Consider the following 24,788-nt stretch of genomic DNA (forward strand, 5'->3'; position numbering starts at 1 on the left):
CTGGTTGGGCGGGGTCGAGCCGCGGCCGGATGCCGAATTGACAGTGGACGGCGCGGGTCGCGAGTTCTAGAGTCTCGTTAAACACTCCAGTCACACCCGTTGACTCGAGTAGGGCTGAAGGCCTCGACGGCCGCGAGCAAAGGTCACCATCATGACGAGCGATCTCTCCGATGTGCGGTTCCTCACCGTGGCCGAGGTCGCCGAGATGATGCGCGTCTCGAAGATGACGGTGTACCGCCTGGTGCACTCCGGTGACCTTCCCGCCATCCGTTTCGGCCGATCCTTCAGGGTGCCGGAATCCGCCGTGGCCGCCGCGGTGGAGAACCACGTCGCCGACACCGCCTAGCGGTCGCCGCCTGCCGAGTTCCCCCTCGTGGCACCGCGCGGCCGTTCCATCCGGTAGACTGGGCACTTCGTGTGGCCGAGCATCCGCCGGTCGCCCCCGATTCGTGTGAGGTTCGCGTGGGTTCTGTAATCAAGAAGCGTCGCAAGCGCATGGCGAAGAAGAAGCACCGCAAGCTGCTTCGCAAGACTCGCCACCAGCGTCGCAACAAGAAGTAGAGTCTTCCGACTTCTACTTGCACGAGCGCTCGACCGTCATGGTCGGGCGCTTTCTGCATTAACCGCATTCCGCGTCGACAGTGCGTAGCGTTGGACCATGACGACGCTGACCCTCATCGGCAAGCCCGGCTGCCACCTGTGCGACGACGCCCGTGCCGTGGTCACGGCAGTGCTGGCCGAGTTCCCGGATGCCGCCCTCGACGAGCTGTCCATCCTCGACGACGAGTCACTGCGCGATCGGTGGGCCGAGGAGATCCCCGTGCTGCTGATCGACGGGGCGGTGCACACCTACTGGCGTGTGGACGCGGAGCGCCTGCGGTCGGCGCTGAAGGCCCCCGTCCGCTGAAGCCCCGGCGGAGTCGGAGGCCTTAGCGCGCCTCGGGCGGTCGCTTCGCTCGGCCCTCGGCGGTCGCTTCGCTCGGCCCTCGGCCGGGGAACAGAAAGGGCGACCGGCGCGGGTGCGCCGATCGCCCTGTCAGGGTGTTGCTGTCGCTTACGCGAGGGCCTTGGCCTTGAGGGCCGCGTACTCCTCGTCGGTGATGCTTCCCGCGGTGTGCAGGGCCTTCGCCTTGGCGATCTCATCAGCAGCGCTCGAACCGGCGACCTGCTTGATGTAGGCGTCGTTGGCCTGCTGAGCGGCCCTGACGTCCTTGAGCTGGCGCTCGGCCATGCCCTGGCCGCGCGCGATCAGGTAGACGAGAGCGGTGAGGAACGGCACGAACAACAGGAAGATGATCCAGACGGCCTTCCACCAACCGCTCAGCTTGTGGTCGCGGAAGAGGTCTCCGATGATCGCGAACAGCGCCATCAGGTAGGCGATGAAGGCGAAGCTCCAGAAGAAGATCCAGATGATGTCCCAGAAGTTACCCCACATAGAGGAGTCCTTTCCCGTTGTTGTTCAGGTGTTACCGGCGACCATCCCGGTGCCAGTAGTCGCCATCAATGTATCGCAACTGAAAAGAGTTCATGATTCACGCACCGTGTGTCATGACGACCCGCGTCGTGCATTGTGAGCGCCGCTCGCTTGTGAGAGTGTCGAGAAGAACGCGCTTGCGCCAGAAGGTCGAACGGGGAATCAGTGTCAGAGGTACTTCCGGGAAGCGTGCTTCCCGTTCCGGATCAGGTCTACACGGGTCCGATGGTGATGGACGCGAAGAAGATGGAGGAGAAGCTCCCTCCCATCGAGATGAAGCGGCCGCCGAAGAAGGCCCCGAATGTGCTCCTCGTTCTCCTCGACGACGTCGGCTTCGGCGCGTCCAGTGCTTTCGGCGGTCCGGTGCCCATGCCGACGGCCGAGCGCCTCGCCGCGGGCGGGTTGCGCTACAGCCGCTTCCACACGACGGCCATCTGCTCGCCGACCCGGGCGGCCATGCTCTCCGGGCGCAACCATCACCAGGTCGGCATGGGTCAGATCACCGAGACGGCGACGCCGTCGCCCGGGTACAGGTCGACGCGTCCGAACTCGTGCGTGCCACTGCCCGAGATCCTGCGGCAGTCCGGCTACAACACGGCCCAGTTCGGCAAGTGCCATGAGGTGCCGGTCTGGGAGAGCGGCCCGACCGGTCCATTCGACCACTGGCCTGCGTTCAGCGGCTTCGAGAAGTTCTACGGCTTCATCGGCGGCGAGACCAACCAGTGGACGCCGGCACTCATCGACGGCGTGGGATTCATCGAGCCGCCGACCGACCCCGACTACCACCTGATGCCGGACCTCGCCGACAAGACGATCCAGTACATCAACCAGCAGAAGGCGCTCACGCCCGACAAGCCGTTCTTCATCTACTTCGCGCCCGGTGCCACCCACGCCCCGCACCACGTGCCGAAGGACTGGATCGCCAAGCACAAGGGCAAGTACGACCAGGGTTGGGACAGGCTCCGCGAGGAGACCTTCGACCGCCAGAAGGCGCTCGGAGTGATCCCGGCGGATGCTGTGCTCACCGAGCGTTCGGAGGGCATCCCGGCGTGGGACGAGACCGACGAGGCCATGCGGCCGATCCTCGCTCATCAGATGGAGGTCTACGGCGCCTTCCTCGAGTACGCCGACCACCACACCGGCCGCGTCGTGGATGCGCTGGAGGGACTCGGCATCCTCGACGACACCCTCGTGTTGTACATCATCGGCGACAACGGGGCATCGGCCGAGGGCGGCCTGAACGGCGCCTTCATGCTCTCGACGGCGGCAAACGGCGGTGCCGAGTACGAGACCACCGAGTTCTGGACCGAGAACCTCGACAAGATCGGGGGGCCCGAGGCCTACAACCACTACGCGGTCGGCTGGGCGCACGCCATGTGCACGCCGTACCAGTGGACCAAGCAGGTCGCGTCGCACTATGGCGGAACCCGCAACGGAACGATCCTGCACTGGCCGAGCAGCATCGAGGCGAAAGGCGAGGTGCGCACTCAGTGGCACCACGTCATCGACGTCGCCCCGACCATCCTCGACCTCGCCGGTCTCGCCCAGCCGCACACCGTGAACGGCGTGACCCAGGTGCCGATGCACGGGGTCTCCATGGCCTACTCGTTCGATGACGCCGCCGCCGCCGAGAAGCACAACACCCAGTACTTCGAGATCATGGGCAACCGCGGCATCTACCACCGCGGCTGGACGGCGCAGACCCGCCACCGCACCCCGTGGGACGTGGTGAGCGCCGCGCCCGATTTCTCCGACGACGTCTGGGAGCTCTACGACACGACCGTCGACTGGACCCAGTCGAACAACCTCGCCAAGGAGAACCCCGAGAAGCTGGCCGAACTGCAGCAACTCTTCCTCATCGAGGCGACGCGCTACAACGTCATCCCGCTCGACGACAGGGCCGCCCAGCGCATGAACCCCGAGTTCGCCGGCAGGCCGACGATCGTGCAGGGCGACACCCTGCGGCTCTACGAGGGCATGACACGTCTCAACGAGAACGTGGCCATCAACGTGAAGAACCGCTCGTGGTCGGTGACGGCCGAGATCGTGGTTCCGGATGACGGAGCGCTCGAGGGTGCCATCGTCGCCCAAGGAGGTCGCACCGGCGGCTGGTCGTTCTTCGCCGAGGGCGGCAGACTCGGCTTCCACTACAACTTCTGCGGCCTGCTTCGTTCGACGGCACTGACGGATGCCGCCATCGGCGCCGGGAAGCACCAGGTGCGTGCCGAGTTCGCGTACGACGGTGGAGGCATCGGGCGCGGCGGCACAGTCACGCTGTACATCGACGGTGCGGCATCCGGAACCCCGGCGACGGTGAAGCGCACCCACCCGATGTACTTCTCCTTCGACGAGGGACTCGATGTGGGCATCGACACGGGCATGCCTGCGTACGAGGGCTACACGACCGAGCAGGGCCGGTTCACCGGCAAGCTCGACTGGGCCGAGATCGAGCTCGGCCTCGACGACCACAGCCACCTCATCGATCCCGAGGAATGGCTGCAGGCGGCGATGCGCCACCAGTAGGACTGCCGGATGCGGTGCGCCATCGTGAAGGTGCGCCGCGTCCCCATCATCACGTGCAGCAGCGATACGTAGAGGGAAACGAAGAATGACCAGCAACGAGAACATCCAGCGCAGCGCCCTGCCCATCCCGGACCTGGCGTACACCGGCACGGTCACCTACGACGCGACGGATCCCGACACCCACTACCCGCCGATCGAGCGGCTGCTGCCGCCGGAGGGTGCTCCCAACGTGCTGGTCGTGCTGATCGACGACACCGGCTTCGGAGCATCGAGCGCTTTCGGCGGCCCGGTGCAGACGCCGAACTTCGAGCGCGTCGCCGCTGCGGGCCTCAAGTACACCCGTTTCCACACCACGGCCCTCTGCTCGCCGACCCGCGCTGCGTTGCTCTCGGGCCGCAATCACCACACCGTGGGCATGGGTGGCATCACCGAGATCGCCACGAGCGCTCCCGGCTACAACTCCCTCCGCCCGAACAGCTGTGCTCCGCTGGCCGAGACTCTGAAGCTCAACGGCTACAACACGGCCCAGTTCGGCAAGTGCCACGAAGTTCCGGTGTGGCAGGCGAGTGCCGTCGGGCCCTTCGACGGATGGCCGAGCCCCGGCAACGGCTTCGAGCACTTCTACGGGTTCCTCGGCGGCGAGACCAACCAGTGGTACCCGGCCATCTACGAGAACACCTCTCCCGTCGAACCGTGGGGAACTCCGGAAGAGGGCTACCACTTCATGGCCGACATGACCGAGAAGGCCATCGACTGGACCCGTCAGCAGAAGTCGCTCGCGCCGGACAAGCCGTTCTTCACCTACTTCGCACCGGGCGCCACGCACGCACCGCACCACGTGCCGACGGAGTGGGCCGACAAGTACAAGGGCCAGTTCGACCAGGGCTGGGACGAGATCCGCAAGGAGACCTTCGCCCGCCAACTCGAGCTGGGCGTCATCCCAGCCGATGCAGTGCTCACCGAGCGGAGCCCCGGCATCCCGTCGTGGGACGAGATGAGCGACGTCATCAAGCCGGCGCTCGCCCGTCAGATGGAGGTCTACGCCGGCTTCCTCGCCTACGCCGACCACTACGTGGGAAAGCTGCTCGACGCCTATGAGGAGCTCGGCATCCTCGACGACACCCTCGTCTACGTGATCATCGGAGACAACGGCGCCTCGGCAGAGGGCTCGATGCACGGCACCACCAACGAGGGCTTCACGATCAACCACATGAACGAGATCGAGAGCGAGGAGTACGTCGCCGCGCACATCGACGACATCGGAACTCCGAACTCCTACAACCACTACGCGGTGGGCTGGGCCCACGCCATGGACACCCCGTACCAGTGGACGAAGCAGGTCGCATCGCACTGGGGCGGAACCCGCAACGGCACGATCGTGAGCTGGCCGAACGGCGGGGTGGAGAAGGGCGGCATCCGGAACCAGTTCAGTCACGTCATCGATGTCGCCCCCACAGTTCTCGCGGCCGCCGGCATCCCGGAGCCGTCGACGGTCAACGGCGTCACCCAGCGACCCTACGAGGGCACGGCGATGAACTACACCTTCGCGGCGGATGCCGCCGACGCCGACGAGCAGCACACCACCCAGTACTTCGAGATGATCGGCAACCGCGCCATCTTCCACAAGGGCTGGACCGCGGTCGCCAAGCACAAGGACCCGTGGCTCGCCTCCAGCCACGGGCTCGACGACGACGTCTGGGAGCTCTACAACGTCGACGAGGACTGGACGCAGTCCAACGATCTCGCGGCCCAGGAGCCCGCCAAGCTCGCTCACCTGCAGCAACTGTTCCTCATCCAGGCGGCACGGTTCAACGTGCTGCCGCTCGACATCCGTTCGGCCGAGCGCATGAACCCCGACATCGCCGGTCGCCCGGCACTGGTCACGGCGCAGACCCAGACGTTCTACCGCGGGATGCGCAGGCTCAGCGAGAACTCGTCCATCAACATCAAGAACAAGTCGTTCACGGTGACGGCCAAGGTCGAGGTTCCCGAGGGCGGCGCCCAGGGCGTGGTGATCGCGCAGGGCGGCGCCTACGGCGGGTGGTCCGTGTACGGGATCGACGGCAAACTGGCGTTCGCGTACAATCTGCTCGGGATCCAGCTGGACATCGTGCGTTCCGACGCGCCAGTGCCGGCCGGCACCACCGAGCTCAAGGCGCACTTCGCCTACGACGGCGGTGGGGTGGCCAAGGGCGGTACCGTGTCGCTCTTCGCCGACGGCGACCAGATCGGCGAGGGCCGGGTGGAGAAGACCATCCCGTTCCAGTTCACCTTCGACGAGACCACGGATGTCGGAGTCGACCTGGCCTCACCGGTGTCCACCGACTACACGGCGCAGGGCAACGAGTTCACCGGAACCCTCGACTGGGTGCGGATCGACCTCGGTGACGACGACCACTCGCACCTCATCGACGACGAGCACAGACTCGCCGTCGCGATGCTCAAGCAGTAGCGCGTGAGCGCCGTTCTCCTCTCCTGGCGTGACACGGCCACCCGCTCCACGATCATGGACTTCGTGGAGCGGGTGACCGGCGACGGTCCTGATGCGGTTCCCGTCGAGGAGCGCATCGCGGTCTTCGACAACGACGGCACGCTCTGGACCGAGAAGCCGATGCCCACCCAGCTGCACTACCTCGTGCAGCGCTGGGGAGCGGCGGCGAAGACCGATCCGTCGCTCGCCTCGCAGCAGCCGTACACGGCCGTCGCCACCGGCGACCTCTCCTGGCTCGGCGCGGCGGTCGACAAGCACTACGCCGGTGACGACTCCGACCTCCACGCCATCGTCGGGGCGATCATCGCCGCGACGGCGAACGAGAGCGTCGAGGACTACGCGGCATCCGTCGCCGACTTCTACCGCGACGCGCTGCATCCCGTGCTGGAGCGCACGTACTCGGGCGTGGTCTACGAGCCGATGATCGAGCTCCTGAGCTACCTCGAGGCCAACGGCTTCACCTGCTACATCGTCTCGGGCGGCGACCGCGACTTCATGCGACCGATGACAGTGGACTACTACGGCATCCCCCCGGAGCGCGTGATCGGCTCGGCCGTGGGCCTGGTCTACGACGAGGAGTCCAACTCCGTGCGCTACGGCAGCAGCTTCGACTTCCTCGACGACGGCCCGATCAAGCCCGTGCGCATCTGGACCCGCATCGGACGGCGGCCGATCCTCGCTGCAGGCAACTCGAACGGCGACATCCCGATGCTGCGCTACACGAACGGCAGCGCCCGGAGCCTCTCCCTGCTCGTTCACCACGACGACGACACCGGCCGCGGCGACACGCCCTACGACAAGGGCGCCGAGGCTGCGCTGGATGCTGCGTCCGACGCGGCATCCGGAATCACCGTCGTCAGCGTGAAGGACGACTGGTCGGTCGTGTTCCCGGATGCCGCAGAAGCCGAGGCGGGCGCGTGACGACAGCCGCCACGTCATCGCTGCGCCGGTGGTGGCTGCCGACCCTCGTCGGCTACAGGGCGTCGTTCCTGCTGAACGACGCCCTCGCCGGACTCAGTGCCGGTGCTGTCGTCGTTCCCCAGGCGATGGCGTACGCGACCATCGCGAACCTGCCGGTGCAGGTGGGCCTCTACACCTGCATGGTGCCGATGCTCGTCTACGCGATGCTCGGCGGATCGCGCGCGATGAGCGTGTCGACGACGTCGACCATCGCGACGCTCACGGCGACGACGCTGGTGTCCGCCGGCGTCGCCGTCGCCTCGGACGAGCCGTCCCGCGACCTCATGACGCTCACGCTCCTGGTGGGCGTCCTGCTGCTGCTCGCCCGCCTGTTCAAGCTCGGGTCGCTCGTCGAGGCGATCAACAAGCCCACGATCATCGGCATCCAGGTGGGCGTGGGAGCGACGGTGGCCGTCGGGCAGCTGCCGAAGCTCCTCGGGGAGACGTCGAACTACTCGGGGCACGGATTCATCCGCTCGCTGGTCGGGGTGGCCGAGGCGCTGCCCGGCGCGAATCCGGCCACCGTCGTACTGTCGGCGGTCTCGATCGCGGTGCTGCTGGTGCTCAAGCGCTTCGCCCCGCGCGTGCCCGGCCCGCTCATCGTGGTGATCGGGGGCATCCTCCTCGTCGCACTCACGAACGTGACGGATGCCGGCGTTGAACTCATCGCCGAGGTCCCCGCCGGGCTCCCGGCAGTGGTGCTGCCGTCGTTCGACAATGTCGGGGCGCTGCTGCCCGGGGCGCTCGCGATCGCTGTGATGGCGTTCCTGGAGTCCGCGGCTGTGGCCCGCGGCATCCGTCGGGCCGGAGAGACGCAGATCCAGAGCAACCAGGAACTCCTCGCCACAGCCGTTGCGAGCGTCGCCGGGTCGTTCTTCCAGTCGATGCCCGCGGCCGGCGGCTTCTCGCAGAGCGCCGTGAACCAGGGCGCCGGTGCACGCTCGCAGGTGTCGGCGCTCGTGACGGTGGTGCTCGCCGTGGTCGTGGCGTTGTTCCTCGGTCCTGTGCTCAGCCTGCTTCCGCAGGCCACCCTGGCGTCGATGGTGATCGTCGCCGTGATCGGCCTGATCGACGTGCGGGGGCTCGCGCGGCTGGCGCGCATCAACCCGCGGGACTTCTGGATCGCGCTCTCGACGGCTGTCGTCGGCCTCGTCGCCGGACTGCTCGCGGCGGTCGCCGTCGGCGTCATCGTGACCCTCGCGGAGGTGCTGCACGCTCTCAACAAGGTGCGCGTGGCGGCGGCCGACCGCATCGGCGACGTTCTCGTGATCACCGTGGGCAACCCGATGTACACGGCCAACGTGCTCGAGACCGAGTTGGCGGTGCTCGATGCCGTCGACGCGGCCAGGCCGGTGGCATCCGTCGTGCTCGATGTCAGACGGATGCGGGAGACCTCGGTGACAGTGCTCGACGCCCTCGAGGACCTCGACCGCGAACTCGCCGAGACCGGCGTGCAGCTGCGGCTGGCGGGCGTGCCGGCGTCGGCGGCCGAGATCGCCGGGCGCACCGAGTGGTACCGCCGAGTGCTCGCGTCGGGGCGCTCCTTCGCGACCGTCGAGGACGCCGTCGCGGGCCCGTCGCCTAGTCCCTGAGCCGCGACCTGCGTTCCGGCGTCCGCCGTCAGAGGAGCGCGGTGATCGCCTTCTGCAACTGAAGGACACCGATCACGAGGAGCAGAGCGGCATTGAGAACGCTGTTGTGCCCGGCGATCCAGGTGCGCGTTCCGTCGAGGAACGGTTGCGCCTTCTCGCCGCGCACCAGGACGAGGACGACCGGCACGGCGATGGGGAGGATGCCGATGACGGCGAAGCCGGTGCCGACGGCGATCGACTGGGCATCGGGGAGCCCGGCGAGCGCGATGTCGAGGCCGGCGAGGATGGCGCAGGAGGCATCGATGGGGTTGAAGGTGAAGATGCCGGTGCCGAGCAGGAGCGAACGACCCGGCTTGAAGGTGTCGATGGCCTGCAGCCAGCCGGGCAGCTGAGGGGCTGCGGCGGCGACCTCTCGTGGAGTCGACGCCTTCGCCATCTGCCTCACGTGCGCCGCGCCGCGACGGTAGACCCAGACGGCGGCGAAGACGAGGAAGGCCCCGACGAGCAGTCGCACGACCGACACCCAGATCGGCGCCGGCCCGAGATCGGGCACCTCCAGCAGCCCGAACGCCCAGATCGACACCGCCAGCACCCCGACGACCCCGATCGACCAGCCGATCAGGTATGCCACGCCATTCACCCGCGCGAGGCGGGAGAGGAGCACGGCGATGAGGGCCATGTACGCGAGTGGACTCAGCAGGATGCCGAGGGCCAACGGGATCAGCTCGACGATCAGTAGACCCATGCTCACCCCTCGGTTCAGAACGAGGCTACGGCCGGACGTCTCGGGCGCAGCGGAAGCCGATGTGCGTCGTCGCCGTGTCGTCGGCCTGGGGCGAGCGCGCCGCAGGGCGGTAGCGCAGGCAGTACTCCGGTGCGCACAGGTGCGACCCGCCCTTGAGCGCACGGCGGGAGATGCGCGAACCCGGCTCGGCGCTCGCGGCGGCGAGGAGATCGGGGCGCCCGCCGGCCTGGGCGAACACCGTGCCCGGCACGATGTGGCGCTCGGTGTAGAAATCGGTGGTCCATTCCCAGACGTTGCCGGCGCAGTCGAACAGGCCGTAGCCGTTGGGCGGGAACGAGCCGACAGGGGAGGTGCCCACCCATCCGTTCGCACCGGTGTTGCGGAACGGGAAGGAGCCCTGCCAGTGGTTGCCGCCGAGTTCGGCCGGCGCGTCGGGCTCGTCGCCCCAGGTGTAGAGAGCGCCGTCGAGGCCGCCGCGGGCCGCGAACTCCCACTCCGCCTCCGTCGGCAGTCGCTTGCCCGCCCAGGCCGCATAGGCCGAGGCGTCCTCGAAGCTCACCTGCACGACGGGATGGTCGAGCCTGTCGTCGATGGAGGACTCCGGACCGAACGGATGCCGCCAGCTGGCGCCGGCCCCCCACGTCCACCACTGCCGCCAGTCGCGCAGGTCGACCGGGCCCGGGGTCGGCCGGAACACGAGCCCGCCGGGAACCAGGTCGGCGGGGTCCGCGCCGGGGAAGTCGGCCGGGTCGAGCGGGCGTTCGGCGACGGTGACGTAGCCCGTCGCGTCGACGAAGTCGGCGAACTGCGCATTCGTGACCGGATGCCGGTCGATCTCGAAGGCCGCGACAGTGCGTTCGTGCACCGGGGACTCGTCGGGGTAGAAGGTCGAGCCCATGCTGAAGGTACCGCCTTGGAGCGGCACCATCTCGGTGGGTTCTGTCATGGCTCGAGCCTATGCGCCGAACTGCCCACTTCCGCTAGTCCGGGGTGCGGACCACTGGCGGAAGTGGGCAGTTCGGGTGGCCGGAGCCGGAGCCGGAGCCGGAGCCGAAACCAGGCGAGCGCTGCCTACGGCAGCAGGCGCGTCGGACCGCGGAAGAGGTACGTGGTCTCGCGGATCGAGGATTCGCCCAGCATGAGCATCAGCACGCGCGCGAGGCCCATGCCGAATCCACCGTGAGGGGGAACGCCGTAGCGGAAGAAGTCGAGGTAGAAGGCGAGTTCCTCGGGGTCGAGGCCTTTGTCCTTCGCCTGCTCCACGAGGATGTCGATGCGGTGCTCGCGCTGGGCGCCCGTGGAGATCTCGACCCCGTTGTAGATGAGGTCGTACGAGTTCGTGATGCTCGGGTCGCCCTCGCGGCGCATGTGGTAGAACGGCCGGATGCTCGACGCGTAGTCCGTGAGGAAGACGAAGTCGTGCCCGTAGGTCTCCTTGACGTAGGCCGAGATCTGACGCTCGCCCTCGGGGTCCATGTCGTCGTCGGCACGGGGCACGACGTAGCCGCGGTCGGCGACGATCTGCTTCGCCTCGGCGAGGGGGATGCGCGGGAACGGCGTCGTGGGCACCTGGAGCTCGATGCCGAACAGCTCGGAGATCTCGGCACCGTGCTTGGCGACGACGGCCGTGAAGCCGGCGACCATGAGCTCCTCGTGCAGCGCCATCACGTCGTCGTGCGAGTCGATCCAGCTGATCTCGGTGTCGACGGAGGTGAACTCCGTCGCGTGGCGGCTCGTGAACGACGGGTCGGCACGGAAGGCCGGACCCACCTCGAACACGCCGCCGAAGCCTGCGGCCTGCGCCATCTGCTTGAAGAACTGGGGGCTCTGGGCGAGGTACGCCTTGCCGTCGAAGTACTCCACCTCGAAGAGCTCGGCGCGGGACTCGGATGCCGATGCCATGAGCTTCGGCGTGTGGATCTCGATCAGGCCCTTCTCGACCCAGACTCCGCGAAGAGCGTGCAGGAACGTGGTCTGGATGCGGAAGATCAGGTTCTGCTTGGGGTGGCGCAGGTCGAGGAAGCGCCAGTCCATGCGCTTGTCGAGGCTCGAGTCGGCGGCGATGGGGGTCTCGGGGTGGGCCGGGGTCACGACCTCGAGCGTCGTGAGCTTGACCTCGAGGCCACCGAGCTTGACGCGCTCGTCCTTCTTGAGCTCGCCCGTGACCGTGATGAACGAGCCGTGCGAGAGCGCGGAGATCGACTCGGTGGTGGCCAGTCTGGCGCCGTCGCCCTCTGCGGCTTCTTCTGGAAGCTCGCGCAGCGCGGGGTTCACGACCTGGACGGCGCCCGACTCATCGCGGAGGATGACGAACTGCACCTTCTTCTGGTCGCGAACGGTGTCGACCCAGCCCGACACCGTCACGGGGCCGTCGGGGAGGTCGGAGAGGTTCTTCACGAGTACACGAGTCACAAGGGGAAAGTCTACCGTGGCGCTCCCGCCGCCGATCGAGTGGCGCTGGAGCAGAGCGAGCCCAGCTCTCACGGCGAACTCGCGGTTTCGGCTTCCGTAGACTGGAGGGCGTGGCAGCATCCCGAATCCACCTCGTGCGACATGGAGAGGTGGAGAACCCTCAGCGCGTCCTCTATGGACGACTCGAGGGCTTCGGGCTCTCAGCACTCGGGCAGCGCATGGCGCAGGCCGCGGCCGACGAACTGGTCGCATCAGGTCGCCCCGTCGCTGCCATCTTCGCGTCTCCGCTCCAGCGCACGCAGGAATCGGCGGCCCCCATCGCCCGGGCGTTCGGCCTCACCCCGCAGCTCGATGAGCGCTTCATCGAGCCTGCCAACGACTTCGAGGGCATGCGCATGCAGGGCCCCGACGGCGCCCTGCGCCAGCCGCGCAACTGGATCAAGCTGCGCAACCCGTTGCGGCCCAGCTGGGGCGAGCCGTTCTCCTCCATCGCCGCCCGCATGATGGACGGCATCCGCGATGCCGATGCCTCGGTCGACGGCGGCGACGTGATCATCGTCAGCCACCAGCTGCCCATCTGGATGGTCGCCCGCTCCGTCGCCGACAAGTGCCTCGCCCACGATCCGCGCAAGCGGCGGTGCGACCTGTCCTCCATCACGAGCCTCGAGAAGCGCGACGGCCGCTACGTCGAGGTCGCCTACTCCGATCCGGCAGCCCCCCTGCACGCCGGGGCGACAGACGTGGGAGCCGTCTGATGCGCGCTCGCCTGCAGTCCCGGGTGCGCGCATCCGTCGCCATCGGCATCGCCCTCGCCGCCGTGGTCTCCCTCGGTGCCTGCTCGAGTGACCCCCTCGCCGACCAGTACCGGGCCGGAAGCGGCAAGAACTACGTGGCGGGCGACGGAACCGTCACCGAGATCGACGCCGACGATCGCGGCGAGCCCGTCGAGTTCTCGGGGACCACCGAGAGCGGGGCCGACTTCGACTCCACCGAGCACACCGGCGACGTCGTGGTAGTCAACTTCTGGTACGCCGGATGCGCTCCCTGCCGTGCCGAGGCCGCCGACCTCGAATCCATCAATCAGGAGTTCGGAGACGAGGGCGCGACCTTCGTCGGCGTGAACGTGCGCGACCAGCCGGCACAGGCGAAGGCCTTCGACGAGAAGTACGGCGTCACCTACCCGTCGATCATGGACCTCGAGTCCGGCGCCGTGCAGCTCGCCTTCGCCGGCAAGGTTCCCGCCAACGCCGTCCCGACGACGCTGGTGCTCGACAAGCAGGGCCGGGTCGCCGCCCGCATCCTCGGCCAGCTGCAGAGCCCATCCATCCTCGAGACGCTCGTGCGCGACACCATCGCCGAGAGCGACTGAGGTGGGCGGCGTCGGCGACATCGTGATGAGCGGCCAGCTCCTCGCGGCCATCCCCATCGCCATAGCGGCCGGACTCATCTCCTTCCTCTCGCCGTGCGTGCTGCCCCTCGTTCCCGGATACCTCGGCTACATCGGCGGCTTCACCGATGCCTCGTCGGATGCGGCCGAAGAGCGTCGCTACCGCCGCCGCCTGCTGCTCGGCGTCGCCCTGTTCGTGCTCGGCTTCACCGTGGTCTTCGTCGCCTACACCGTCACCATCGGCGCCCTCGGCGTGTGGCTCAAGGTCTACTCCGACCTCATCATCCGCATCCTGGGTGTCGTCGTCATCGTCATGGGCCTGGTGTTCATCGGCCAGTTCACGTTCCTGCAGCGCCAGTTCAAGCCGATCTGGCGGCCGGCGACAGGACTCGCCGGCGCTCCGCTGCTCGGTGTGGTCTTCGGCATCGGCTGGACACCATGCATCGGCCCGACCCTCGCGGCCGTGCTCAGCCTCAGCCTGGATTCCGGGTCGGCCTGGCGTGGTGCCGTCCTCGGCATCGCGTACTGCATCGGCCTCGGCGTACCCTTCCTGCTGGTGGCCCTCGGCCTCAGCTGGGTGACCGGAGCCGTGACATTCTTCAAACGGCATATTCGTACGATCAACATCATCGGAGGCGTGCTGCTGATCGCTGTCGGCGTGCTGATGGTGACAGGAGTCTGGACGGCGTGGATGAGCGAGCTGCAGGCGGTGATGGCGGGCTTTGACCTCTTCCTCTGATGAGACCGGGCGCCCCTCGAACAATGGGCGCAACGACGGGCACGAGGACGGCCGTGGCGGCGCCGAGGAGCGGCTGCGCCGCCCCGACGACCACATCGACGCCGCGGCATCCGTCGATCCATCCGGCGACGGCCCTGGCGGTTCCGGCGGCGACATCGTGCAGCCCAAGCTCGGCGTCGTCGGGTGGCTGCGCTGGTTCTGGCGCCAGCTCACCAGCATGCGCACCGCGCTGTTCCTGCTGCTTCTCCTCGCCGTAGCCGCGGTTCCGGGCTCCCTCGTTCCGCAGCGTTCGAGCGACCCGAACGGCGTCACGCAGTACTTCCGCGACAACCCGGACCTGGCGCCATTCCTCGACAAGCTGCAGGCCTTCGACGTCTACAGCTCGGCCTGGTTCTCGTCGATCTACATCCTGCTGTTCATCTCGCTCATCGGATGCGTCATCCCGCGCACCAAGCATCACCTCGATGCCCTGCGGGCCAAGCCGCCGCGTACGCCCGTGCGCCTGGGCCGGCTCGCCGGCTACACCGAGCGCGACGGCATCGGCTCCCTCGACGACGCGGCGGAGGCGGCCCGCGCCCAGCTGCGGTCGGCAGGCTACAGGGTGGCCGTGTTCGAGAAGAGCGGCGAGAAGAGCGTCTCGGCCGAGCGCGGCTACCTGCGCGAGACCGGCAACCTGGTCTTCCACAGTGCACTGGTCGGCATCCTCGTGACTGTCGGATTCGGCAGCGGCTTCGGGTTCAGCGGCCAGCGAGTGCTCGTCGAGGGGCAGACCTTCGTCAACACCCTCGCCGCGTACGACTCGTTCAACCCCGGCCGGTTCTTCGACCCCGACTCCCTCGACCCATACTCGCTGACCCTCACCGACATGGACGTCACCTACGAGCAGCAGAACCAGAAGGCGTTCGGCCAGCCGATCGACTACACGGCGACGGTGCAGATCGGCGCCCCGTCGGGCGAATCGACCGAGCAGACCATCAAGGTGAATGAACCGCTGCGCACCGGAAGCACCGACATCTACCTGCTCGGCAACGGCTATGCGCCGTCGATCACGGTGCGTGATCCCGACGGCAAGGTCGTCTTCACGGACTCGATCCCGTTCCTCCCTCAAGACGCCCAGCTCACCTCCATCGGAGTCGTCAAGGTTCCCGACGGCCTTGCGAAGCAGCTCGGCATGATCGGACTGTTCTACCCGACGCAGGGTGCCCAGGAGCCGCCGTACTTCTCGAGCTACCCCGACCTGGAGTACCCGGTGCTCACCCTGCAGGTGTTCGAGGGCGACCTCGGCATCGATGCCGGCACCCCGACCTCCGTGTTCACCCTCGACACCGACTCGATGACGGAGATCGCCGGCGGCAAGGCCGAGGCGAAGGCGCTCGAGCTCATGCCGGGGCAGACGCAGGCGCTGCCGAACGGCCTGGGCACCGTGACGTTCGAGGACGCTGCGAACCCGAGCGGCGACGAGGCTCCTCCCGTCACCGAGGAGAGCGACGCGGCCGGAACCGCCGGCACCGACTACTCCCAGTCCGTGCTGCGCTTCGCATCGCTCGACATCCACCACGACCCGACGCAGGGGTGGGTGCTGGTGTTCGCTCTGCTCGTGCTCGCGGGGCTCGTCACGAGCCTGTTCATCCCGCGCCGCCGGGTCTGGGTGAAGGTGCACGACCTCGGAGACGGCGCACTGCGCTTCGAGTACGCCGGGCTCGCGCGCGGCGACGACCCGGGGCTCGATGCCGCGGTGGCAGCGGTGGCCGACCGGCACGCCGCAGGATTCGCACGTGAAGCGTAGGGTTGAGCCGTGAACTTCGATGAGATGTCCGTCATTGCGCTGTACTCGGCCATGGCCGTGTACGCGCTCGCCTTCATCGCCTACGCGGTGGACCTGGCGAAGCGCTCGTCGTCGACCGCCGACGTCGTCGAGAACGCGGGCGGCTCGGCATCCGTCGCCGCCGTTCCCGGCACGGCCTCGGCCGGAGGCTACGGCTCGACCGCGACGATCACGCCGTCGGCTCCGGTGACGGATGCCGCACCGCGCTATGGGCGCTCGGCCTCGCTGCGCGTGGGCGTCGCGCTCACGGTCGTCGCCTGGCTGCTCCACCTGTCGGCCGACATCCTGCGCGGTCTCGCCGCCGGACGCGTGCCGTGGGCCAACATGTACGAGTTCGCCATGACGGGCACGCTCGTGATCGTCGCCGTGTTCCTGGTGGCCAACCTCTTCGTCGACGTGCGCTTCCTCGGCACCTTCGTGACGGGCCTCGTGCTCATCCTGCTGGGCCTGGCATCGGTCAACTTCTACGTGGCCGTCTCGCCGCTTCCGCCGGCACTGCAGTCGGTCTGGCTGGTCATCCACGTGTTCGTCGCCGCGACGGCCGTGGGTCTGTTCGCCCTCGGGTTCGGCCTGTCGGTGGTGCAACTGCTCCAGTTCCGGCGTGAGAGCCTCGTGGCCGGTGCGAAGGCCGGCGGGCTGCGCCTGCTCGCCACGCTGCCGTCATCGACGAAGCTCGAGGCTCTGGCCTACCGCATCAACATCATCGGCTTCATCCTCTGGACCTTCACCCTCATGGCCGGCGCGATCTGGGCCGAGAAGGCCTGGGGACGCTACTGGGGCTGGGACACGAAGGAAGTCTGGACCTTCATCATCTGGGTCATCTTCGCCGGCTACATCCACGCACGTGCGACCCGCGGATGGCGCGGCTCGCGCTCGGCCTGGTTGGCGATCATCGGCTTCTCGGCCGTACTGTTCAACTTCACCATCGTGAACCTGTTCTTCAAGGGACTGCACGCCTACTCGGGGCTGTAGGAGGCGCGCTGGCGCGCCGCGGCCACGCGCCACGCGTGGCTGCTCGTCGCCCGCTCGCCACTTGTGGTCGCTCACCGGCTGCCCGCTCGCCACTTCTGGTCACTCCCCGGCTACCCGCTCGCCACCTGTGGTCGCTCACCGGCTGCCCGTTCGCCACTTGTGGTCGCTTGCCGGCTGCCCGCTCGCCAGGTGTGGCCGCAGGGAGCGCGGCCTGCCGGCCACAACTGGCGCGACGGCGCGCCGGCCGGCTGCGTTCGGTCGGCAGCGACCCGTGCAGCGCGGCGGTCGGCTGAGCGCACCCCTCCTTCGGGGTCGACAGCGCTTGCACTAATCCGGCCTCTCGGCGCATGAGACCTCCCACATTAAACGTGCAAACGCTTGCACGCGCGTCGAATCCGCTGCTACGGTCACACTCGACGCGCGGTACAGGGGTGTGCCGGCGAGAGTGGGGAGTCGACGATGACGGTACGGGTGGGAACACAGCGCTGGTTCGCCGCGGGAACGATCGCGGCCCTGGCCGCGTCAGCTCTCGTGATGGTGGGAGTACAGCCCGCCCTGGCCGACGATCCGCGCACCTTCGCCCTGGTCGGCGACCTGCAGTCGGAGCTCGGCTGCCCCGGTGACTGGGCCCCCGACTGCGCCGACACCGAGCTCGCCCCCACCGACGTCCCCGGGGTCTACGCGGCCGACTTCACCCTCCCCGCCGGCAGCTACGAGTACAAGGTCGCCGTGAACGACGGGTGGGACGAGGCCTACGGCCTGAACGGCGGCGGAGACAACATCCCGCTGACGATCGCCGGCGACACCGGCATCCGTTTCACCTTCGACGACAACACCCACCGCGTCGGCCTCGCACCCCTCGAGCTCGACGGCGCCTACACCGAGTCGGATGCCGACCTCGTCGCCGACCCCGTGCGTCAGCTCGGCGCCGACAACGTCTTCTACTTCGTCATGACCGACCGTTTCGAGAACGGCGACACCTCCAACGACACCGGTGGTCTCACCGGTGACAGGCTCGCCACCGGGTACGACCCCACGGCCAAGGGCTTCTACAACGGCGGCGACATCGCCGGTCTCCGCTCCCGCCTCGACTACATCGACCAGCTCGGCACGACGGCCATCTGGCTCACCCCGAGCTTCAAGAACAAGCCCGTGCAGGGAACCGGCGCCAACGCGTCGGCCGGCTACCACGGCTACTGGATCACCGACTTCACCCAGATCGACCCGCACCTCGGCACCAACGCCGAGCTCGAGGCCCTCATCGACGAGGCCCACGCCAAGGGCATCAAGGTCTACTTCGACATCATCACCAACCACACCGCCGACGTGATCTCGTACGAGGGCGGTGAGACCGGCTACATCGATCAGGCCACGAGCCCCTACAAGGACGCTGATGGCGTCGCCTTCAACCCGGCCGACTACGCCGGCACCGACGACTTCCCGACCCTTGACCCGGCCACGAGCTTCCCGTACGTGCCCACCATCGACCCGGCCGAGGCCGACGTGAAGGTTCCGGCCTGGCTCAACGACCCCACGATCTACCACAACCGCGGCGACTCGACCTTCGCGGGCGAATCGACCACCTTCGGCGACTTCTCGGGCCTCGACGACCTCATGACCGAGGACCCGAAGGTCGTCGACGGCTTCGTCGACGTCTACAACGACTGGGTCGACCTCGGCATCGACGGCTTCCGCATCGACACCGCCAAGCACGTGAACTTCGAGTTCTGGCAGAAGTGGTCCACGGCCGTCCGTGCCCATGCCGCGTCCATCGGCAATGACGACTTCTTCATGTTCGGCGAGGTCTACGACGCCGACCCGACGAAGCTCTCGCCCTATGTGCGCGACAGCGACATGAACTCGGTGCTCGACTTCACCTTCCAGTCGCAGGCGGTGGGATACGCATCCGGCAACTCGGCGAAGAGCCTGCAGAGCCTGTTCGCGGGTGACGACTACTACACGACGCCGCACAGCTCCGCGACGGCGCTGCCCACCTTCCTCGGCAACCATGACATGGGCCGGGTCGGCTACTTCCTGGCGAACACCGATGACGCCGTGCAGCGCGACTCTCTCGCCCACGACCTGATGTTCCTCACTCGCGGCCAGCCCGTCGTCTACTACGGCGACGAGCAGGGCTTCGCCGGCGCCGGCCAGGGCAATGACCAGAGCGCCCGCCAGACGCTGTTCCCCAGCCAGGTGACGGAGTACACCGACCAGAACCTCATCACGGGCGAGCCCGTGGGCACGGGTGAGCATTTCGCGACGGATGGCGAGCTCTACACGCACATCGCCGAGCTCTCCGCACTGCGACAGGCGCATCCCGCCCTCTCGCGCGGAGCGCAGATCGAGCGCTACGTCGACAACGGGCCGGGCGTCTACGCCTTCTCCCGCGTCGACGCGAACGAGAAGACCGAGTACCTCGTGGCGGTCAACAACTCCGCCGCCGAGAAGACGGTGTCGGTTCCGACGCTCACGAAGAATGCCGACTTCACGCCGCTCTACGGCGCGACGGGCGCGCTCGCGTCCGATGCCGACGGAGTCGCATCCGTCACGGTCCCCGCCCTCGGCGCCGTCGTCTGGAAGGCCGGAACGCCCGTCAGCGCGCCGACCGCCCCCGACGCCATCACGGTGGCCGCACCCACAGCGGGAGCCGGACTCTCGGGCGTGAGCGCCGTCTCCGCCGACGTCGCCGACGACACCTGGCAGCAGACGAGTTTCGCCTGGCGCACAGTCGGAGACACGGAGTGGACCGAGCTCGGCACGGCCGAGACGACGGCGCCGCGCGTCTTCCACGACGTGAAGGGCCTCGACGCGGGCACCCTGATCGAGTACCGAGCGGTGACGACGGATGCCGCAGGCAACCATGCGGCGGCCTCCACCTACGCCTCCGTCGGCAACGCCGTCACGACAGTGGTGACCGAGGAGCCCGAGGAGGAGATCTCCCTCGTGACCATCCCGGGAAGCCACAACAGTGAGATGGGCTGTGCCGGCGACTGGACGCCCGCCTGCGAGACGGCCATGCTCACCAAGCGTGCCGACGGCATCTACGCCGGCACCTTCGACATCCCCGCCGGCGACTACGAGTTCAAGGTCGCCCTCAACGGCTCGTGGGATGTCAACTACGGCGCCAACGGGGTGAAGGACGGCGCGAACATCGCGTACACCGCCCCCGGCGGACCGATCACCTTCTACTTCGACCCGCGCACGCACCAAGTGCAGAACACGGCGCAGGGTCCCATCGTCACGGCGCCGGGCAGCTACCAGAGCGAGGTCGGCTGCCCCGGAGACTGGCAGCCGGAGTGCCTGGCCACCTGGCTGACGGACGGTGATGGCGACGGCGTCTACGAGTGGTCGAGCGATGAGATCCCTTCGGGCTCCTACGAGCTCAAGGTGGCGCACGGCATGAGCTGGGACGAGAACTACGGCGTCGGGGGAGCACCCGGTGGCGGCAACCTCGCCTTCACGGCCACCGAGGGCAAGCTCGTCACGCTGCGCTACACCATCGCGACGCACGTGCTCGAGGTCGTGCTGGCCGATCCGCCGCTCGCCGGCACCGGTGAACTGCGCGCGCACTGGGTGAGTGAGGACACGCTGGCCTGGCCGCAGTCGCTTCTGGGCGAGACCGATGCCGCCGACGCGACGTTCGCGCTGCACCACTCGGCCTCGGCCGCGCTGGCGGTCACCGACGGCGCGGTGACCGGCGACGACGGGGCCGTCGCGCTCGAGTACGACTCGGCCGGACTGACGGATGCCGAGAAGGCGGCCTTCCCGGCTCTCGCCAGCTACGTGGCGCTGCATCCGGTCGACCTCTCCCGTTCCGACGTCGCTGGGCTCGTCACCGAGCAGCTGCTCGTCTCGCAGGAGAGCGATGACACCCTGACCGCCCTCACCGGCGTACAGCTGCCCGGTGTGCTCGACGACCTCTACGCCGCCGCCCTCGCCTCGAGCACCCTCGGCGTGAGCTGGTCGGGAGCGTCGCCAACGCTGCGGCTGTGGGCGCCGACGGCTCAGAGCGCCGCGCTGCTGGTCTACCCGACCGGCGTCGCCGGCGACCCGGTGCCGGTACCCGCGGAGTGGGACGCCGCCGATGGAACCTGGGCCGTGACCGACGCATCCGTCGCCGCCGGAACCGAGTACCGCTGGTCGGTCGACGTCTACGCGCCGACGACGGGAAGGATCGAGACCAACTCGGTGACCGATCCGTACTCGGTGGCGCTCACCCGCAATTCCGAGCGGAGCGCGGTCGTCGACCTCGCCGACGACGAGTGGGCGCCGACGCAGTGGGCCACGACGAAGGCCCCGGTGATCGACAAGCCCGTCGACCGCGCCATCTACGAGCTGCACGTGCGCGACTTCTCCATCGGAGACACCACCGTGCCCGAGGCCGAGCGGGGAACCTATCGCGCCTTCACCCGCGACAGTGCCGGAACGGATCAGCTGCGCCAGCTCGCCGACGCCGGCATCAACACCGTGCACCTGCTGCCGACGTTCGACCTCGCGACCATCGAGGAGGACCGAGCCGCGCAGCAGCAGCCGGCCTGCGATCTCGCGAGCCTCGGGCCCGCATCCCCCGATCAGCAGGCCTGCGTCGCGGCCGTCGCCGACACCGACGGCTACAACTGGGGCTACGACCCCTTCCACTTCCAGGCGCCTGAAGGCTCCTACGCCGTCGACCCGAACGGCGGCGCGCGGGTGGAGGAGTTCCGCGAGATGGTCGGAGCGCTGCACGCGACGGGCCTGCAGGTCGTGCTCGACGAGGTGTACAACCACACCGCCGAGAGCGGCCAGGGCCAGCGCAGCGTGCTCGACCGCGTCGTGCCCGGCTACTACCAGCGGCTGAACGCCGTCGGCAACGTGGAGACCTCCACCTGCTGCCAGAACGTGGCCACCGAACATGCCGCAGCCGAGAAGCTCATGGTCGACTCCGTCGTGCTGTGGGCGAAGCAGTACAAGGTCGACGGCTTCAGGTTCGACCTCATGGGTCACCACTCGAAGGCGAACATGCTGGCTGTGCGCGCCGCGCTGGACGAGCTGACACTCGCGAAGGACGGCGTCGACGGCAAGGCCGTCTACCTCTACGGCGAGGGCTGGAACTTCGGCGAGGTGGCCGACAACGCGCTGTTCGAGCAGGCCACTCAGGGCCAGCTCGGCGGCACGGGAATCGGCACCTTCAACGACAGGCTGCGCGACGCGGTTCACGGCGGCAGCCCCGTCGACGCGAGCACGACCTACGCCCAGGGCTACGGAACCGGACTGTCGACGGATTCCAACGGCAACGCCATAAACGGCACCGAAGCCGAGGCCGCAGCGTCGCTCGCCCGCCAGACCGACCTGGTGAAGCTGGGCCTGGCCGGAAACCTGCGCGGCTTCGAGTTCGAGACCGCTGACGGCAGCGTCAAGCGCGGAGATGCGCTCGACTACAACGGGCAGCCAGCCGGCTACTCGGACGAGCCCGCGGAGACGATCAATTACCTCGACGCCCACGACAACGAGACGCTCTACGACCTCGGGGTGCTGAAGCTGCCCGTCGACACACCGATGGCCGACCGCATCCGCATGAACACGCTGTCGCTGGCCACGGCCACGCTGTCGCAGTCGCCGTCGTTCTGGCACGCGGGCACCGAGCTGCTGCGCTCCAAGTCACTCGACCGCAACAGCTTCAACTCGGGCGACTGGTTCAACCGCATCGACTGGACCGGCCAGACCTCGACCTTCGGATCCGGCCTCCCGCCGGCGGCCGACAACGAGGACAAGTGGCCGATCATGGCGCCCCTGCTGGCGGACCCGGCGCTGAAGCCGGCGGCATCCGACATCTCCACCGCCGAGGCGCAGGCGCTCGACCTGTTGCGGCTGCGTTCCGACGTCGACCTGCTGCGCCTCGGCTCGGCGGCGCTCATCGACCAGAAGGTGTCGTTCCCCGGCAGCGGCCCGACCGCCGTGCCCGGCGTCATCGCGATGAGCATCGACGACCTCGTTGGCCCGGATGCCGACCCCGAACTCGACGGCGCCCTCGTGGTGTTCAACGCGTCACCGGATGCGGCCACTCAGGCACTTCCTGCGCTTGCGGGCCGTGACTACGCGCTGTCGTCGGTGCAGGCATCCGGAGCCGATCCCGTGGTCAAGCAGACGACGTGGAACACGGCGACGGGGTCGGTGACGATCCCAGGCCGTTCGGTGGCCGTGCTGCTCGACGACCAGGCGCCCGACCCTGTGAAGACGACGGTGCTCGCTGCCCCGAACAAGCTGCTGGCGAAGGCGGGGAGTGCCGTGAAGGTGGTCGGCAAGGTGATCGCCGCGGACAGGAGCAACCCGGTGGGAACCGTCACGGTGACCGACAACGGCAAGGTCATCGCGACCGAGACGCTGAAGACCGGCGACAAGGGCCGCATCGACGTGAAGCTGCCGAAGCTCGGCAAGGGGATCCACCTGATCCGCACCGCGTTCACCGGTGATGAGCCGTACGAGGACTCCCGCTCGATCCCGCTGCCGGTGCTGCTCTGGTAGGGCTACTCGACCAGCGGGAACGTGGTGAAGGGGACGCCCTACAGGTGCGCGTACACGGCCTTCAGCCGCGCCAGCCACCAGTCTCGCCGCTCGGGTGACGCTGCGTGCTGCTCGAGGAGGGCGGCATCCGGAACCACCCGGCGCACGTCGATCGCGCCGTCCGTGACGGTCAGCGGATCGCTCGTGACATCGGCGGCGAGCAGCTCCGCCGTGCCGAGCCCGCAGTCGTATTCCAGATCGGGAATGCTCGCGGCGAGGTAGGCGCCCATCGCCAGCCCGACGCTGGTGTCGATGGCGCTCGAGACCACCACCGGCAGGCCAGCTCGACCCACGATCTGCAGCGCCGTCTTGATGCCGCCGAGCGGCTGGGCCTTGATCACCAAGAGGTCGGCGGCACCGGCCTGCGCGACGGCGAGAGGGTCCTCGGCCCGACGCACGCTCTCGTCGGCAGCCACGGGGATGCCCATGTACCGCACGCGACGACGCAGCTCCACGAGCTCCTCGACCGTGGCGCAGGGCTGCTCGATGTACTCCAGGTCGAACGGCTCGAGGGCGTGGGCGGCATGCTCGGCCTCGTCGACGTTCCAGTTGCCGTTGGCATCGACACGGATGCGGCCCTCGGGCCCGAGCGCCGCGCGCACCGCGGCCACGCGCGCCACGTCGTCGGCGAGCGACACGTCACCGCCGGCCACCTTCACCTTGGCGGTGCGGCATCCGGCATAGCGGGCGAGGATGCCGGCCACCTCCTCGGCGGGGACGGACGGGATCGTCGCGTTGACGGGGATGCGGGTGCGCAGGGGAACCGGAAGCTCGCGCCAGCCGAAGTCGATCGCGGCGCTCAGCCAGGCGGCCGACTCGGCATCGTCGTACTCGACGAAGGGGGAGAACTCGGTCCAGCCGGCCGGTCCCTCGAACAGCATGGCCTCGCGCACCTCGATCCCGCGGAACCTGGTGCGCAGCGGAAGCGCGACGACGCGGGCGGAGGAGAGCAGTTCGACGAGCGGCGGCAGTGGCACCTCCCCATCGTCGCACCTCGGGCCGCACTCCGCCCGATCGCCGCCCCCATCTCCGCCGGATCGCCGACCCGTGTCCGCATCCGTGCCGGGCCGGTCGGCCGACCCACGGGGCCGAACCGCGTCGGCTGCACCCGGAATAGGCTGGGTC

The 24,788-nt window shown here is 68.3% G+C and carries 18 protein-coding genes; 13 read left to right on the forward strand and 5 right to left on the reverse strand.

From position 1 onward, the window contains the following. Nucleotides 1-151 precede the first annotated feature (151 nt). The 3 genes from ASF30_RS16775 (at nt 152) to ASF30_RS16780 (ending at nt 907) form a co-directional block, all read left to right on the forward strand. Nucleotides 152-346: a helix-turn-helix domain-containing protein gene (locus ASF30_RS16775; protein ID WP_055909296.1), complete on the forward strand. Its 195-nt coding sequence runs from the start codon at nt 152-154 to the stop codon at nt 344-346. A gap of 116 nt (nt 347-462) precedes the next feature. Continuing rightward, nucleotides 463-561, forward strand: coding sequence for a 30S ribosomal protein bS22 (locus ASF30_RS22355; protein WP_003792170.1), 99 nt, complete (start codon nt 463-465; stop codon nt 559-561). 97 nt (nt 562-658) lie between these two features. Beyond that, nucleotides 659-907, forward strand: a complete 249-nt coding sequence (locus ASF30_RS16780) for a glutaredoxin family protein (protein ID WP_055909299.1) — start codon at nt 659-661, stop codon at nt 905-907. Between the two features lie 147 nt (nt 908-1,054). Here the strand turns inward: ASF30_RS16780 and ASF30_RS16785 are convergent, their stop codons facing one another. Beyond that, the gene (locus ASF30_RS16785; protein WP_055909302.1) at nt 1,055-1,435 is read right to left on the reverse strand and encodes an SHOCT domain-containing protein; all 381 of its coding nucleotides are present in this window, start codon (nt 1,433-1,435) and stop codon (nt 1,055-1,057) included. Between the two features lie 204 nt (nt 1,436-1,639). On the opposite strand from ASF30_RS16785, the gene ASF30_RS16790 reads away from it, so the two are divergent. The 4 genes from ASF30_RS16790 (at nt 1,640) to ASF30_RS16805 (ending at nt 9,040) form a co-directional block, all read left to right on the forward strand. Beyond that, nucleotides 1,640-3,997 (forward strand): arylsulfatase, encoded by a 2,358-nt coding sequence (locus ASF30_RS16790; protein WP_055909305.1) that lies wholly within the window; start codon nt 1,640-1,642, stop codon nt 3,995-3,997. An 85-nt stretch (nt 3,998-4,082) separates the two neighbouring features. Then, complete coding sequence (locus ASF30_RS16795) at nt 4,083-6,449, forward strand: arylsulfatase (protein WP_055909308.1); 2,367 nt, start codon at nt 4,083-4,085, stop codon at nt 6,447-6,449. 3 nt (nt 6,450-6,452) lie between these two features. Next, on the forward strand, nt 6,453-7,409 hold the full coding sequence (locus ASF30_RS16800; RefSeq protein ID WP_055909310.1) for an HAD family hydrolase: 957 nt from the start codon (nt 6,453-6,455) through the stop codon (nt 7,407-7,409). After that, nucleotides 7,406-9,040, forward strand: coding sequence for a SulP family inorganic anion transporter (locus ASF30_RS16805; protein WP_082467984.1), 1,635 nt, complete (start codon nt 7,406-7,408; stop codon nt 9,038-9,040). The genes ASF30_RS16800 and ASF30_RS16805 overlap by 4 nt, the downstream gene beginning before the upstream one ends. A 28-nt stretch (nt 9,041-9,068) precedes the next feature. On the opposite strand, the gene ASF30_RS16810 is transcribed toward ASF30_RS16805, so the two are convergent. The 3 genes from ASF30_RS16810 to aspS form a co-directional block, all read right to left on the reverse strand. After that, nucleotides 9,069-9,785, reverse strand: a complete 717-nt coding sequence (locus tag ASF30_RS16810; RefSeq protein ID WP_055909313.1) for a GAP family protein — start codon at nt 9,783-9,785, stop codon at nt 9,069-9,071. 25 nt (nt 9,786-9,810) lie between these two features. Further along, nucleotides 9,811-10,731 (reverse strand): formylglycine-generating enzyme family protein, encoded by a 921-nt coding sequence (locus tag ASF30_RS16815; RefSeq protein ID WP_055909317.1) that lies wholly within the window; start codon nt 10,729-10,731, stop codon nt 9,811-9,813. A 125-nt stretch (nt 10,732-10,856) separates the two neighbouring features. Then, a complete protein-coding gene (gene aspS / locus ASF30_RS16820; protein WP_055909321.1) occupies nt 10,857-12,197 on the reverse strand; it encodes an aspartate--tRNA(Asn) ligase in 1,341 nt (446 codons plus the stop codon). 110 nt (nt 12,198-12,307) lie between these two features. On the opposite strand from aspS, the gene ASF30_RS16825 reads away from it, so the two are divergent. The 6 genes from ASF30_RS16825 (at nt 12,308) to pulA (ending at nt 23,624) form a co-directional block, all read left to right on the forward strand. After that, on the forward strand, nt 12,308-12,952 hold the full coding sequence (locus ASF30_RS16825) for a histidine phosphatase family protein (protein WP_055909324.1): 645 nt from the start codon (nt 12,308-12,310) through the stop codon (nt 12,950-12,952). Continuing rightward, complete coding sequence (locus tag ASF30_RS16830; protein WP_055909327.1) at nt 12,952-13,566, forward strand: TlpA family protein disulfide reductase; 615 nt, start codon at nt 12,952-12,954, stop codon at nt 13,564-13,566. Before ASF30_RS16825 ends, ASF30_RS16830 begins: the two co-directional genes overlap by 1 nt. A 25-nt stretch (nt 13,567-13,591) precedes the next feature. Next, the gene (locus ASF30_RS16835; protein WP_200918473.1) at nt 13,592-14,323 is read left to right on the forward strand and encodes a cytochrome c biogenesis CcdA family protein; all 732 of its coding nucleotides are present in this window, start codon (nt 13,592-13,594) and stop codon (nt 14,321-14,323) included. 73 nt (nt 14,324-14,396) lie between these two features. After that, nucleotides 14,397-16,109, forward strand: coding sequence for a cytochrome c biogenesis protein ResB (resB, locus tag ASF30_RS16840; protein WP_055910411.1), 1,713 nt, complete (start codon nt 14,397-14,399; stop codon nt 16,107-16,109). Nucleotides 16,110-16,160: 51 nt separating this feature from the next. Next, nucleotides 16,161-17,120, forward strand: a complete 960-nt coding sequence (gene ccsB, locus ASF30_RS16845) for a c-type cytochrome biogenesis protein CcsB (RefSeq protein WP_082468096.1) — start codon at nt 16,161-16,163, stop codon at nt 17,118-17,120. A gap of 459 nt (nt 17,121-17,579) precedes the next feature. Next, on the forward strand, nt 17,580-23,624 hold the full coding sequence (pulA, locus tag ASF30_RS16850; protein WP_162240775.1) for a pullulanase-type alpha-1,6-glucosidase: 6,045 nt from the start codon (nt 17,580-17,582) through the stop codon (nt 23,622-23,624). A 38-nt stretch (nt 23,625-23,662) separates the two neighbouring features. On the opposite strand, the gene ASF30_RS16855 is transcribed toward pulA, so the two are convergent. Further along, nucleotides 23,663-24,640 carry an o-succinylbenzoate synthase gene (locus ASF30_RS16855; RefSeq protein ID WP_055909334.1) on the reverse strand — a complete coding sequence of 326 codons (978 nt, stop codon included), beginning with the start codon at nt 24,638-24,640 and terminating at the stop codon, nt 23,663-23,665. Between the last annotated feature and the right edge of the window lie 148 nt (nt 24,641-24,788).

Source organism: Leifsonia sp. Leaf264, assembly GCF_001422325.1.
GTDB lineage: Bacteria > Actinomycetota > Actinomycetes > Actinomycetales > Microbacteriaceae > Orlajensenia.

Excerpts from the sequence above, each read along its gene's own strand:
- ASF30_RS16775 (WP_055909296.1), top strand. The coding sequence starts at position 152 with ATGACGAGCGATCTCTCCGATGTGCGGTTCCTCACCGTGGCCGAGGTC.
- ASF30_RS16785 (WP_055909302.1), bottom strand. The coding sequence starts at position 1,435 with ATGTGGGGTAACTTCTGGGACATCATCTGGATCTTCTTCTGGAGCTTC.
- ASF30_RS16830 (WP_055909327.1), top strand. The coding sequence starts at position 12,952 with ATGCGCGCTCGCCTGCAGTCCCGGGTGCGCGCATCCGTCGCCATCGGC.
- ccsB (WP_082468096.1), top strand. The coding sequence starts at position 16,161 with ATGGCCGTGTACGCGCTCGCCTTCATCGCCTACGCGGTGGACCTGGCG.
- ASF30_RS16810 (WP_055909313.1), bottom strand. The coding sequence starts at position 9,785 with ATGGGTCTACTGATCGTCGAGCTGATCCCGTTGGCCCTCGGCATCCTG.
- ASF30_RS16815 (WP_055909317.1), bottom strand. The coding sequence starts at position 10,731 with ATGACAGAACCCACCGAGATGGTGCCGCTCCAAGGCGGTACCTTCAGC.
- ASF30_RS16795 (WP_055909308.1), top strand. The coding sequence starts at position 4,083 with ATGACCAGCAACGAGAACATCCAGCGCAGCGCCCTGCCCATCCCGGAC.
- pulA (WP_162240775.1), top strand. The coding sequence starts at position 17,580 with ATGACGGTACGGGTGGGAACACAGCGCTGGTTCGCCGCGGGAACGATC.
- ASF30_RS16780 (WP_055909299.1), top strand. The coding sequence starts at position 659 with ATGACGACGCTGACCCTCATCGGCAAGCCCGGCTGCCACCTGTGCGAC.
- ASF30_RS16835 (WP_200918473.1), top strand. The coding sequence starts at position 13,592 with ATGAGCGGCCAGCTCCTCGCGGCCATCCCCATCGCCATAGCGGCCGGA.